The sequence below is a fragment of the Streptomyces sp. NPDC059003 genome, assembly GCF_042740445.1.
Classification (GTDB): Bacteria; Actinomycetota; Actinomycetes; order Streptomycetales; family Streptomycetaceae; genus Streptomyces.
Genome location: NZ_JBHYJH010000003.1, coordinates 144,199 through 156,143, shown reverse-complemented (window position 1 = coordinate 156,143; position 11,945 = coordinate 144,199). Strand labels below are relative to the sequence as shown.

Here is an 11,945-nt window from a genome sequence, read left to right as displayed (position 1 = left end):
GCGACCGACCAGACCTCCGGAACAACCGCCCACCCCCTCCAGGAGGAAGCGACAGTGACTCCCGAATGGCTGGCCACGCTGGCCTCGGCCGGGGCCGCGGGCCTCGTCGGGGCGGCCACCACCGACGCGTGGCAGACCACCCGCGCCGCCTTCGTCCAACTGCTCGGCCGGGGCGACCCCGACCGGGCGGCGGCCGCCGCCCGGCGGCTCGACGAACTGCGGACGGCGGCGCACGGTGCGGCGAGCGAGCGCGAGTTGGCGGAAGCCCGCCACGCGTGGCGCGTACGGCTCCAGGATCTGCTGGCGGAACACCCGGACGCGGCCGGGGAGTTGCAGGCCGCGATCGCCGCCTTCGCCCCGCCCCGGCGCGACTCCACGTCGTACCGGCAGTACGTCAGGGCCGAGGGTCAGGGCACGGCGATCGTGAACCAGCACGGCAACCAGTCGGTGCGTGTGGTGCGGCCGGACGCGCGGGAGGACTGACACGGACGACGTGCCGCCCAGCCCTCCCCCGGCCGCTCGGCCGCCCAGCGACCCGGCCACCCGGCGACCCGGCGACCCAGCGACCCAGCGACCCAGCGACCCAGCGACCCAGCGACCCGGCGACCCGGCGACCCGGCGACCCGGCGACCCGGCGACCCGGAACAGTTCAGCCGCTCTCGCCCGGCATCTTCCCCGGTGCCGGTTCGGCGTCGCCGCCGCCGTCCATGCCGCCCCGCGGGCGCTCGCCCGGCATCAGGCCGCCCGTCGGGGCCTCGCCGGGCATGAGCCCGGTGCCGGGGTGCTCGCCGGGCATCGGCGTGGCCGTCAGGGGTGCGCCCGACGCGAGGTCGGACGGCGCTGAAGGAGCCGCCTCCGGGGGGCCGCTCTCGCGGATGAGGGTGGCCAGGGACTCGGGGGCGTCGGCGGGCACGGACGCCCTGGCGACCTTGCGCACGCCCACGTCGGGATCGGTGACCAGGTTGCCGAGCAGGCCCGCCGCGGACTCCGTCGGCAGGTTCACCGTGGCACCGGCCGCCGCGACGCGCAGCGTCGGCTCGTCGCTGCGCGCGGCGGTCGCGACGACGTCCTTGCCGGTGTCGCCTTCGAGCAGCCCGGCCGCGTACACCGCTTTGGCGGCAAGGAGCAGGTCGTCGCCCTCGACCAGGGCGCGCAGGTGGGGCAGGCTGTCGGTGCCGAGGCGCGCGGCGGCAGCATAGTCCGGCTCCTCGGGGTCGAGGACCTTGCGTACGTCGTCCATCGATACGCTCATCGCCGCCTCCTAGACGTCCTGGGTGTACGGGCTGTCGAGCATGGTCTTCACCTCGTCGGCGACCAGGTCGGGCGGCGGGTTGGTGATGTTGGCCGTGCCGTTGCCCGTCATCAGGCGGTCGTTGTCGTTGACGTGCCGCAGGCCCAGGACGTGGCCGACCTCGTGGCCCAGGGTCCATTGTGTCGCGCCGCGCGCGACGACGGCTCCGGGCCGGCCCGCTGGGTGGGCCGCGCAGCCGTTGAACGGCGGCACGGTCGAGCGTACGAAGTAGACGACGACGTCGTTGGCGCCCGCGTGGGCGCGGTGGCCGAACAGCTCGTCCTGTTCGGGGGTGGTCCGGCCCCTGACGCACTCCCCCACGTCGACGTCGTTGAGCGCGGGCAGGTTCAGGTTCTCCGTGGAGGCGAGCTCGACGGCGATGCCGGCGGTCGCGTACACCTCGCGCATGCGCGCGACGGCGTCGGTGACGGACACGTTCGGGGCGGTGAGGACCTTGGCGTGCAGGCGCACCGTCGGCACCTTGGTCCACCACTTGTGCCACATGGCGTTGTCGGTGCCGCGCACGAAGACGTCGATGCGGTCGGGGCCCCAGGACACGGCGCCGGGGCCGCTCGTCAGGACGCCGCCGAGGCTCTCCCAGCCCGACCAGCCGTGGTCGTACCACTTGTGCCACAGCGCGGAGTCCGTACCGGCGACGAACACGTCGAGGCGTCCGGCGCTCCAGCTGGCGGCGGCGGGCGCGGAGTTGAGGGCGCCGCCGAGGCTCTCCCAGCCGGACCAGCCGCGCTCGTACCACTTGTGCCACAGGGCCGAGTCCGAGCCCGACCCGAAGACGTCGATGCGGCCGTCGGCCCAGGAGACGGCGGCGGGCGCGGAGTTGAGCGTGCCGCCGAGGCTCTCCCAGCCCGACCAGCCGCCGTCGTACCACTTGTGCCACAGCGCCGCGTCCGTACCGCGCACGAAGACGTCGAGGCGGCCGCCGCGCCAGCTCGCGACGGCGGGTGCGGAGGTGAGGACGCCGCCCAGGCTCTCCCAGCCCGACCAGCCCTTGTCGTACCACTTGTGCCACAGGGCCGAGTCGGTGCCGCGCACGAAGACGTCGATGCGGCCGTTGCCCCAGGAGACGGCCGCGGGTTCCGAGGTGAGGACGCCGCCGAGGCTCTCCCAGCCCGACCAGCCGTGGTCGTACCACTTGTGCCAGAGGGCCGAGTCCGTGCCCCGTACGAATGTGTCGAGCCGTCCACCGGCCCAGGACGACACGGCCGGGCCGCTCGTCAGGGCTCCCCCAAGGCTTTCCCACCCCAGCCACGTCACGGCGCTCCCCCTTCCACCGCGGGCCACCCACGGAAGGAGCCATGACGCTACTCGTCGGACTTTCAGCCGCTAAGCGTCAGATTTGGCCATAAGTGGGGTGCATCGTCGGCGCTACGTTCCGTAGCCATCCATCACCGTTTGACATGCAAGTAAATGCCTGCATTAATAGCCGTGTGAGCGATGACATGGACAAGGTCTTCAAGGCCCTGTCCGACACGACCCGGCGGCTCCTTCTCGACCGGCTGCACGAGGACAACGGCCAGACCCTGAGCCAGCTCTGCGCAGGGCTCGGCATGTCGCGCCAGGCCACGACCCAGCACCTGGGCCTCCTGGAGGCGGCCAACCTCGTCAGCACGGTCAAGCGGGGCCGGGAAAAACTCCACTACCTCAACCCCGTACCGCTCCATGAGATCCAGGAGCGGTGGATCGACAAGTTCGAACGCCCGCGCCTCGCAGCACTGGGCGCACTGAAACGGAGAGCGGAAAGCGCCATGAACACCTCCCCCACCACCAAGCCCGAGTTCGTGTACACCACCTACATCGAGGCCACCCCCGAGACGGTCTGGCAGGCCCTGACCGACGCCGACATGACGGCCGCCTACTGGCAGCACAGCAACGTCTCGGACTGGCAGCCCGGCTCCCCCTGGGAGCACCGCCGCACGGACGGCAGCGGCATCGCCGACATCGTCGGCACGGTCGTCGAGGCCACCCCGCCCAAGCGCCTGGTCGTGACCTGGGCGGGCCCCGGCGAGGAGCGCCCCAACGGCCCCTCGACCGTCACCTTCGACCTGAAGCCGTACGGCGGCACGGTCCAGCTCACCGTCACGCACGAGAACCTGCGCGACGACGTCGAACTCCGCCAGTCGGCGGGCGGCTGGTCCGCGGTGCTCTCCAGCCTCAAGACCTACGTGGAGAGCGGCAAGCCCCTGCCGCTCCCGGCCTGGTCCTGACCGGCCGTCGGCCCTCGGCCCTCGCCCCTCGCCCCTCGACCCTCGACCCTCGCCCCTCGCCCCTCGCCCCTCGCCCCTCGGCAAGGCCCTACGCGGGGTCGCGGTACAGCCACCTCTTCAGGAGCCTGCTCAGCCGCGGCATCACCACGTAGGTGAGCGTCGGCGACAGGAAGAGCGGCAGGACCGCCGCGCGCAGGGGCAGGGGCCAGGACGTGAGGTGGGGGGCCGCCAGCCAGGTGTGCAGGAAGGCGAAGGGATAGACGGCCAGAAGCGTCATGACGGCCATCTTCCAGCGCTCGGGCGGGCGGGCCACGCCGCCGGGGACGGTGAACCAGGTCTCCATGCCGGTGGTCGTCAGATGGGGGTGCGCTGGGCGCGCGATGCCCGGGAGCCGGTCATGCCACTCCGCGCGCTCCGGCGACCGCATCCAGCGCTCCAGGCTCTCGGTGTCGCGGAAGCGCACGACGGCGTGGAAGCGGTGCCCGGCACCCTCCGGGCGCAGCCAGGTGACGCCCTGCTGGCCGGGGAACGTCCCGGCGACGCGCTGGATGCCATGCGCCCACTCCTGGAAGTCCGCTTCCCTGCCGGGCTCGACCAGCCAGGTGTAGACGGCGCTGACCTGCTGCTCTCCTGGGTCGTGTGCGCGCCGGGGCGCGTCGGTCATGGGGGCACCTCCGCCGTAGCCATGGGGGCACCTCCGAGAGCCGGACCACCCATGACACGTTATGCCCTGATTGCCGCGTTTGCCGTGTTGTGTGAGGCTCGCACTTGGTACGCCGCGTGGCTGCCCCTGGCGCCGCGCGGCCGTACCTCGTGTCAGCCGCAGGGCCCGAGGAGGCACCACCATGGCAGTGCACACACCGGAGACGAGCACGGCGTCCGAGACGGCCGAGCGGGGTCCGGGGCCGGTGAAGGTGCGGCTCGGCGTCAACGGCGTCGAGCGGGAGGTGGAGATCGAGCCGCGCGTCAGCCTGTTGCAGGCGCTGCGCGATGAGCTCCAGCTGACGGGCGCCAAGCGCGGCTGCGACCAGGGGACCTGTGGGGCGTGCACCGTCCAGGTCGACGGCCGGCGGGTGCTCGCGTGCCTGACGCTCGCCATCACCTGCGAGGGCGCCGAGGTCACCACCGTCGAGGGCCTGGCGCGGCCCGATGGCACCGGGGACGGCCAACTCCATCCGATGCAGGAGGAGTTCCTCCGCAACGACGCCTTCCAGTGCGGCTACTGCACGCCGGGGCAGATCATGTCGGCGCTCGGCTGCGTCCAGGAGGGGCACGCCACGGACGACGCGGAGATCAAGGAGTGGATGAGCGGCAACATCTGCCGCTGCGCCGCGTATCCGAACATCAGGGCCGCCATCCGCGCGGCCCGCGAGCGCGTCTGAGGAGCGAGGCGGACATGCGACCCATCAGCTATCTGCGCGCCGAGGGCACCGACGCCATCGACAGCGCGCTGCGCGCCGTCAGCGGCGACCCCGGCAGCGACTTCCTCGCGGGCGGCACCACCGAGGTCGACCTGCTGCGCCAGCACGTCCTCGCCCCGCGCCGCCTGGTCGACATCAACCGGCTGCCGCTGGCCGGCATCGAGGAGCTCCCGGACGGCGGCCTGCGGATCGGCGCCCTCGCCCGGATGAGCGAGGTGGCCGCGTCGCCCCTCGTCCAGGAGCGGTTCCCGCTGGTGTCACGGGCGCTGGTGCTCGGCGCGTCCGCGCAGCTGCGCCACATGGCCTCCATGGGCGGCAACATGATGCAGAAGGTGCGCTGCGGCTACTACCGCGACGGCGAGTCCCCCTGCAACAAGCGCCAGCCGGGCGCCGGTTGTGCCGCGCTCGGCGGCGTCAGCCGCACCCACGCGGTGCTCGGCACCAGCGAGCACTGCATCGCCACCCACCCCTCCGACGTGGCGGTCCCGCTGGTCGCCCTCGACGCCCGGATCCACACGCGCACCCTCGAGGGCGCGCACACGTACGCCATCGACGACTTCTTCCTGGAGCCGGGCGACACCCCCGACCGCGAACACCCGCTGGTCCACGGCGAGTTGATCACCGCCATCGAGGTGCCCGCGCTGCCCATGGCCCGTCGTTCGCTGTACCTCAAGGTCCGCGACCGCGAGTCGTACGAGTTCGCCCTGGTGTCGGTCGCCGCGGCGATCGACGTCGACGGCGGCAAGGTCAGGGGCGCCCGGCTCGCGCTCGGCGGGGTCGGCACACGTCCCTGGCGGGCCCGCCGCGCAGAGGACGCGCTGGCCGGGGCGCCCGCCACCACCGCGAGCTTCGAGCTCGCCGCGCGCGCGGAGCTCGACGCTGCCCGCACCACCCCCATGAACGCCTTCAAGCCCGAGCTGGCCCGCCGCACGCTGGTCCGGGCGCTCGACCTCCTCACGCGTGACGGGAGCCGGTGATGAGCACCACCCTCGACATCGCAGGACCCATCGGCCGTCCCCTGGACCGGGTCGACGGCCACGCCAAGGTCACCGGCGCCGCCCGCTACGCCGCCGAGGTGCCGCTGCCCGGCCTCACGTACGCCGTGCTCGTGGGCGCCCGCGTCGCCCGCGGCCGCGTCGTGGCCATCGACAGCACCGAGGCCGAGCTGGCCGACGGGGTGCTCGCCGTGTTCACGCACGGCAATCTCGGGAAGATCGCGGCGCAGCCGCCGCTGCTGCCGTCGCTCGCCGGTTCGGCCGCTCCCGGGGAGACGTTCTTCCCGATGCAGAGCGACGAGATCCACTACGCGGGCCAGCACGTCGCGATGGTCGTCGCCGACTCCTACGACCGCGCCCTGCACGCCTCGCACCTGGTGCGCGTGGAGTACGCCGAGGAGCCGTCCGTCACCGTCATCGACCAGGGCCGCGACCAGGCGTACGAACCCGAAGCGATCTTCGCGGGGTTCATCCCGGGCCGCACCGAGCGCGGGGACGTGGAAGCCGCGCTCGCGCAGGCGGCGGTCACGGTCGACCGCACGTACGCCTTCGCCGCCAACCACCACAACCCCATCGAGACGTCGGCCGCGACCGCGTACTGGGAGGGCGACCGGCTCACGCTGCACGACACCACGCAGGGGGTGACCGCCACCCAGCACACGCTCGCCGCGCAGCTCGGCATCCCGCACACCCGCATCCGGGTCATCGGGCACTACACGGGCGGCAGTTTCGGCGCCAAGGCGATGGTCTGGCACCATCCGGCGCTGGCCGCGCTCGCGTCCCGCAAGGTGGGCCGCCCGGTGCGGCTCGCCCTCACGCGGGAGCAGATGTTCTCGTCCTGCGGGCACCGCGAGGAGCAGGAGCAGCGGCTCACGCTCGGCGCCGACGCTGAGGGCAGGCTCACCGCGCTGCGCCATCACAAGCTGTCGCCGACGTCGCCGTTCGACCACTGGGCCGAGCCGTCGCTCGGCGTGGCCGGGCAGATGTACGCGTGCCCGAACCACGAGGGCGTGTACCGGCTGATCCGTGCCAACACGATGACGCCGACGTTCATGCGCTGCCCCGGCGAGGCGACCGGCCTGTTCGCCCTGGAGACGGCCATGGACGAGCTCGCCGAGCGGCTCGGCCTCGACCCGCTGGAGCTGCGCCTGCGCAACTACGCCGAGACCGACCCGGCGTCCGGCCACCCGTGGAGCAGCAAGGGCCTGCGCGAGTGCTACCGGCTCGGTGCCGAGCGCATCGGCTGGGAGCGCCGGGCCGCGCCCCCGGCCCGTGACGGCGACTGGCTGATCGGGGTCGGCATGGCCTCGGCCGCGTATCCGGTGTACGGGCCCTACAACCCCCAGCGGGCCCGTGCCCGGGTGTACGCCGACGGCACGGCCGTCGTGCAGGCCGCGGTCACCGACATCGGGACCGGCATCCTGACGGTGATGACACAGGTCGCCGCCGAGGCCCTGGGCCTGCCGGTGGAGCAGTGCCGGTTCGAGGGCGGTGACACGGACCTGCCGAACGTGGCCGCGGCCGTCGCCTCCTCCGGGACCGGGATGGTCAGCGCGACCGTGCACGCCGCGGCGAGCGCGCTGCGCGACCAGCTGATCGGCCGGGCCGTCGCCGACGAGGGCTCCCCGCTGCACGGCGCGGACGCCGCGGGCGTCGTCGTGCGCGACGGCCGGATGGTGCTGCGCGACTCCCCCGACGTGGGCGAGAGCTACGCGGAGCTGCTGCAGCGCAACTTCCTGCCCGACATGGAGGCCACCGGCTCCTGGGGGCCGCCGCCGCCCGACGCGCCGTTCGCGTCGATGACGTTCGGTGCGCAGTTCGCCGAGGTGGCCGTGGATCCCGTCCTGGGCCTGGTGCGCGTGCGCCGCCTCGCCGGGGCATTCGCGCCGGGCCGGGTCCTGAACGCCAAGACCGCCCGCAGCCAGCTCATGGGCGGCATGATCTGGGGGCTGAGCCAGGCCCTCCTGGAGGCGACCCACATGGAGCCGGGCACCGGCCGGTGGGCCAACGCCAGCCTCGGCGAGTACCTGGTGCCCGTCAACGCCGACGTGCCGGACGTCGACGTCGACTTCGTCGAGGTGACGGACGACGTGGTCAATCCGCTGGGCGTGAAGGGTGTCGGCGAGGTGGGGCAGGCGGGCGTCGCCGCGGCCGTCGCCAACGCGATCCACCACGCCACGGGGCGGCGCTTCCACAAGCTGCCGATCACGATCGAGGACATCATCGGCGGCTCCGGAGCGCCGGAAGCGGCGGCACCAGGACCCGGAGCATCCGGCCCTGAGGCGGCGCCCGCGGCGTCCGGCACGGTGGGCTGACACCGTGCGCGTCATCGCGCTGGAGGAGCACTTCACCACCGCGGCCATCCGCAGGGCCAACGCGGACCATCCGATGGAGCGCTTCTACCGGATGCTCGCCGACGAGGGGTTCTGGCCACCCGGCGACGACCGGCCGCCCGGCATCACGGACCTGGGCGAGCGTCGGCTTTCGGACATGGACGCGAGCGGCATCGACGTCCAGGTCCTGTCCCACACCGTGCCCGCCACCGAGAGCCTGGACCCGGGCGTCGCCGTCGGCCTCGCCCGGGAGGCGAACGACGTGATGGCCGACGCGGTGGCGGCCCACCCCGACCGGTTCGCCGCCCTGGCCACGCTGCCCATGACCGACCCGGAGGCGGCGGCCGCCGAACTCGAGCGGACGGTGTCCACGCTCGGCTTCCGCGGCGCCATGGTCAACGGCCATGTGGGCGGGCGGTACTTGGACGATCCGTCGTTCCGGCCCGTCTTCGCGTGCGCCGAGGCGCTGTCCGTGCCCGTGTATCTGCACCCCAACCGGCCGCCGCAGGCCGTCTTCGACGCCTGCTACTCGGGCTTCTCGCCGCTGGTCGACGAGGCGCTGGGGTGCGCCGCCTGGGGCTGGCACGTCGACACGGGGCTGCACGCGCTCCGGCTGATCGTCGGCGGTGTCTTCGACCGCTTCCCCGGCCTCCAGATGATCATCGGGCACATGGGCGAGGCGCTCCCGTCGATGATCTGGCGGGCGGACTGGATGCTCACGCCCGCCGCCGGCCTGCCGCGCCGCGTCAAGGACTACTTCTGCGACCACTTCTCGGTCACGACCAGCGGTGTCTTCGACTACGCGCCGTTCGTGAGCGCACTCCACGCCCTGGGCACGGACCGCATCCTCTTCTCCGTCGACTACCCCTACAGCGCCAACGCGGCGGGCCGCGCGTTCCTCGACGGCCTCCCGGTCAGCCCGGCCGACCGGGAGAAGATCGCCCACGGGAACGCGGAGCGCATCCTCGGCCTGACGCCCGACGGCACCTGACGGGTTTCCGGAACGGCGCCTGACAAGACCTCAGAAGTCATGCCTCCAGGAGCTCAGACGTCACGCCTCTCCCGGTTCGGTCCACCATTCCTGGCTCGACTCCGCCGTCACAGGAGCCGCCCCCCATGGGTGCAATGGACCTCGTCCGTGCGGGACGGAATCCGCACTCTCGACGAGGAGGCGCACCATGGCAGCGAACGCCCGCGGCACGCGTGGTACCCCGGCTCCCACCCCCGACGAGGTCGGGGCGATGTACGACCAGTACGGCGATCTGCTGGCGATGACGCTCGGCTCGACCGCCGTGCACATCGGCATGTACGTGCCGCACGGTGAGCGCGTGCCCGTCACCACGCTGGTCGGCATGGCCGACCTCGCGCAGGACCGGCAGACGGAGTTCCTCATCGACTCGCTCGACCCCGCGCCGGGCTCCCGCGTCCTGGACATCGGCTGCGGCACCGGCGGCCCCGCGCTGCGCCTCGCGGAACGGACGGGCTGCCGGGTCACCGGCATCACGGTGAGCCAGAGCCAGCTGGCCCGCTGCCAGGAGCGGCGCGGCACGCACGCGGCGGGCGAGCGGGTGGAGTTCGCGTACGGCAACGCGATGGAACTCTCCTACTCCGACGCGTCGTTCGACGCCGCCTGGTCGATCGACTGCATGCCCCACCTGGCCGACCGCCCCTTGGGCCTGCGGGAGGCCCTGCGCGTCCTCAAGCCCGGCGGACACCTCCTCCTCACCGAGTTCACGTTGCGGGGCACGCCCAGCGAGGAGGAGTCGGCGGCGTACACGACCCTGTGGACCTGTCCCCCGCTCACCACCTTCACGACACTGCTCGGCGAGGTCGAGGACACCGGCTTCCATGTCGTACGGGTGCAGGACATGACCGCCAACGCGGTGCTGTGCGGCGAGCTGATGTGCACCCTGTACCAGGACCGGCGCGACGAGATCGAGACCCGCTTCGGCAAGGAGGCCCTCGCCTACACGGATCCCCTGATGGGCCCCTACCGTTCCTTCTCGCGGGACCACTTGGCGTACCACTTGGTGGTGCTGCGCAAGCCGGGGGCGTGAGGGCCGTTCCACCTCCCCGGCTCCACGCCATCGACCGGTAGGACACGGGCCCGCGGACGGGGAACGTCAGGCTCAGGCCCGGTGGACGCGGATCAGCAGCTCGCGGGTGCGGGGTCCGTCGTACTCGGCGAGCATGACGGACTGCCACTGTCCGAGGTACAGGCTGCCCGCGGTGATCGGGATGTTGAGCTCGGGGTGGGTGGCGATCAGGGCGCGGGCGTGGGAGTGCCCGTTGTCGCGTTCGCCGTGGACGGCGCGCTCGGCGGGGGTGCGGGTGTTGTCGTGGGCGTAGCGGTGGTTGCGGCTGTGCGGGGCGATCCGTTCGAGTACGGCCTTCATGTCGGTCGCCAGGCCGCTGTCGCTCTCGTTGACGGTCAGGCCGCAGGTGGTGTGTCCGCAGTAGACGTGGAGCGTGCCCTCGGTGACCTGGGACCGGTCGACCAGCCGGCGCAGCACGTCGGTGAGGTCGACGGTGTCCTCGGGCGACGCGATGGTGACGGAGAGCCTGACCGAGACGGCGATGGAGCCTTCCGCCGGCAGGACGTCGTACGAGACCACGTCGTTCGGAGTGACCGAGAGGATCGCCATGACGCCTCCAAGGGATGGTTTCAGGGTGGCAGGCGCCTCCCCGCCTCATGCACGATGGCGGGGCCTTGCCGCATAGGCAATTGTCCGTTTCGGCCATTGAGCAGGGTCGGGGCCGGAGCGGTGGTCGCCGCACCGTTTCCAGTCCCTGCCGCTTCGAGCCTGCTCCGGCAGTTCGCCCACGCCCGCCCCGGACAGTCGAGCAGGGGCCCAGGGTCCTGAGCGATCCTGAACGCCCCGTGCGGCTGTGCGCTCCTGGCCCGTGTCCGCGGAATACGGAGTGGGCCGGGCGAGGTTGCGCAGGAGACCGATGTGGCTTACGGCGGGCGGCGGTTGGCCGGGCCCGCGCTGTCGAGAGGACGTTGACTGACCATGGCCGGAACGATCGTGATCGGCGCGGGGCCCGGTATCGGGCAGGCCGTGGCCCGCCAGTTCGCCGGGGACGGCTCGCCGGTGGCCGTGCTCGCCCGCTCCCGGGCCACCGTGGAGGGGGCCGTCGCGGCTGTCGAGCAGGCCGGGGGCAAGGCGGTCGGCCTGCTCGCCGACGCCGCCGACGAGGCCTCGCTGCACGCCGGGCTCGACGCCGCCGTCGAGCAACTCGGTGTCCCGGACGTCCTGGTGTACAACGCCGCCTGGGTGCGCTACGACCGGCCCGGCGAGCTGTCCGCCGACGAACTGACCGCGGCGCTGCGGGTCAACGTGGTGGGCGCGGTGAGCGCGGTGACGCATCTGGCTCCGCGGATGTCCGCCGCGGGCGGCGGCACCGTCCTGCTCACCTCCGGGATGCCGTCCGCCCGCGCCGCGGCGACGAGCCTGTCCCTCGGCAAGGCCGCCCTGCGCGCGGCCCGCGCGGTGCTCGCCGAGGAGTTCGGGCCGCGCGGGCTGCGGATCGCCACCGTCACCGTCGGCGGTCCGGTCTCCCCCGGCTCCGCCCTGGACCCGGACCGCATCGCCGAGCAGTACCTGCGCCTTGCCCGGCAGCCGGCCGCGCAGGAGTGGCGGGGCGACGTCCTGATCGACGGCGTGAGCGTGGAGTAA

General features: G+C 72.9%; 12 protein-coding genes. 8 read left to right on the top strand and 4 right to left on the bottom strand.

Translation table 11 applies throughout. From position 1 onward, the window contains the following. Positions 1-54: 54 nt before the first annotated feature. Positions 55-483, top strand: a complete 429-nt coding sequence (locus ACFWZ5_RS03075) for a hypothetical protein (protein ID WP_384787657.1) — start codon at positions 55-57, stop codon at positions 481-483. Positions 484-649: 166 nt separating this feature from the next. On the opposite strand, the gene ACFWZ5_RS03070 is transcribed toward ACFWZ5_RS03075, so the two are convergent. Next, positions 650-1,252, bottom strand: coding sequence for a HEAT repeat domain-containing protein (locus ACFWZ5_RS03070; RefSeq protein WP_384787660.1), 603 nt, complete (start codon positions 1,250-1,252; stop codon positions 650-652). A 9-nt stretch (positions 1,253-1,261) separates the two neighbouring features. Further along, a complete protein-coding gene (locus tag ACFWZ5_RS03065; RefSeq protein ID WP_384787663.1) occupies positions 1,262-2,566 on the bottom strand; it encodes a hypothetical protein in 1,305 nt (434 codons plus the stop codon). Positions 2,567-2,751: 185 nt separating this feature from the next. Here ACFWZ5_RS03065 and ACFWZ5_RS03060 point away from each other — a divergent pair, with 185 nt between their 5' ends. After that, the gene (locus ACFWZ5_RS03060) at positions 2,752-3,516 is read left to right on the top strand and encodes an ArsR/SmtB family transcription factor (protein ID WP_384787976.1); all 765 of its coding nucleotides are present in this window, start codon (positions 2,752-2,754) and stop codon (positions 3,514-3,516) included. A gap of 88 nt (positions 3,517-3,604) precedes the next feature. Here the strand turns inward: ACFWZ5_RS03060 and ACFWZ5_RS03055 are convergent, their stop codons facing one another. Next, positions 3,605-4,180, bottom strand: coding sequence for an antibiotic biosynthesis monooxygenase (locus ACFWZ5_RS03055; RefSeq protein WP_384787666.1), 576 nt, complete (start codon positions 4,178-4,180; stop codon positions 3,605-3,607). Positions 4,181-4,361: 181 nt separating this feature from the next. On the opposite strand from ACFWZ5_RS03055, the gene ACFWZ5_RS03050 reads away from it, so the two are divergent. The 5 genes from ACFWZ5_RS03050 (at position 4,362) to ACFWZ5_RS03030 (ending at position 10,322) form a co-directional block, all read left to right on the top strand. Continuing rightward, positions 4,362-4,898 carry a (2Fe-2S)-binding protein gene (locus ACFWZ5_RS03050; RefSeq protein ID WP_384787669.1) on the top strand — a complete coding sequence of 179 codons (537 nt, stop codon included), beginning with the start codon at positions 4,362-4,364 and terminating at the stop codon, positions 4,896-4,898. 14 nt (positions 4,899-4,912) lie between these two features. After that, positions 4,913-5,914: an FAD binding domain-containing protein gene (locus ACFWZ5_RS03045; protein ID WP_384787672.1), complete on the top strand. Its 1,002-nt coding sequence runs from the start codon at positions 4,913-4,915 to the stop codon at positions 5,912-5,914. Next, positions 5,914-8,247 carry a xanthine dehydrogenase family protein molybdopterin-binding subunit gene (locus ACFWZ5_RS03040; protein ID WP_384787675.1) on the top strand — a complete coding sequence of 778 codons (2,334 nt, stop codon included), beginning with the start codon at positions 5,914-5,916 and terminating at the stop codon, positions 8,245-8,247. Before ACFWZ5_RS03045 ends, ACFWZ5_RS03040 begins: the two co-directional genes overlap by 1 nt. A gap of 4 nt (positions 8,248-8,251) precedes the next feature. After that, positions 8,252-9,256: an amidohydrolase family protein gene (locus tag ACFWZ5_RS03035; RefSeq protein ID WP_384787678.1), complete on the top strand. Its 1,005-nt coding sequence runs from the start codon at positions 8,252-8,254 to the stop codon at positions 9,254-9,256. 187 nt (positions 9,257-9,443) lie between these two features. After that, a complete protein-coding gene (locus ACFWZ5_RS03030; RefSeq protein WP_384787681.1) occupies positions 9,444-10,322 on the top strand; it encodes an SAM-dependent methyltransferase in 879 nt (292 codons plus the stop codon). A gap of 72 nt (positions 10,323-10,394) precedes the next feature. On the opposite strand, the gene ACFWZ5_RS03025 is transcribed toward ACFWZ5_RS03030, so the two are convergent. Then, positions 10,395-10,910 (bottom strand): secondary thiamine-phosphate synthase enzyme YjbQ, encoded by a 516-nt coding sequence (locus ACFWZ5_RS03025; RefSeq protein ID WP_384787684.1) that lies wholly within the window; start codon positions 10,908-10,910, stop codon positions 10,395-10,397. A gap of 369 nt (positions 10,911-11,279) precedes the next feature. On the opposite strand from ACFWZ5_RS03025, the gene ACFWZ5_RS03020 reads away from it, so the two are divergent. Then, on the top strand, positions 11,280-11,945 hold the full coding sequence (locus ACFWZ5_RS03020; protein ID WP_384787687.1) for an SDR family NAD(P)-dependent oxidoreductase: 666 nt from the start codon (positions 11,280-11,282) through the stop codon (positions 11,943-11,945).

Coding starts and splice junctions, on each gene's coding strand:
- ACFWZ5_RS03045 (WP_384787672.1), top strand. CDS start 4,913: ATGCGACCCATCAGCTATCTGCGCGCCGAGGGCACCGACGCCATCGAC.
- ACFWZ5_RS03030 (WP_384787681.1), top strand. CDS start 9,444: ATGGCAGCGAACGCCCGCGGCACGCGTGGTACCCCGGCTCCCACCCCC.
- ACFWZ5_RS03055 (WP_384787666.1), bottom strand. CDS start 4,180: ATGACCGACGCGCCCCGGCGCGCACACGACCCAGGAGAGCAGCAGGTC.
- ACFWZ5_RS03050 (WP_384787669.1), top strand. CDS start 4,362: ATGGCAGTGCACACACCGGAGACGAGCACGGCGTCCGAGACGGCCGAG.
- ACFWZ5_RS03060 (WP_384787976.1), top strand. CDS start 2,752: ATGGACAAGGTCTTCAAGGCCCTGTCCGACACGACCCGGCGGCTCCTT.
- ACFWZ5_RS03040 (WP_384787675.1), top strand. CDS start 5,914: ATGAGCACCACCCTCGACATCGCAGGACCCATCGGCCGTCCCCTGGAC.
- ACFWZ5_RS03020 (WP_384787687.1), top strand. CDS start 11,280: ATGGCCGGAACGATCGTGATCGGCGCGGGGCCCGGTATCGGGCAGGCC.
- ACFWZ5_RS03070 (WP_384787660.1), bottom strand. CDS start 1,252: ATGAGCGTATCGATGGACGACGTACGCAAGGTCCTCGACCCCGAGGAG.
- ACFWZ5_RS03025 (WP_384787684.1), bottom strand. CDS start 10,910: ATGGCGATCCTCTCGGTCACTCCGAACGACGTGGTCTCGTACGACGTC.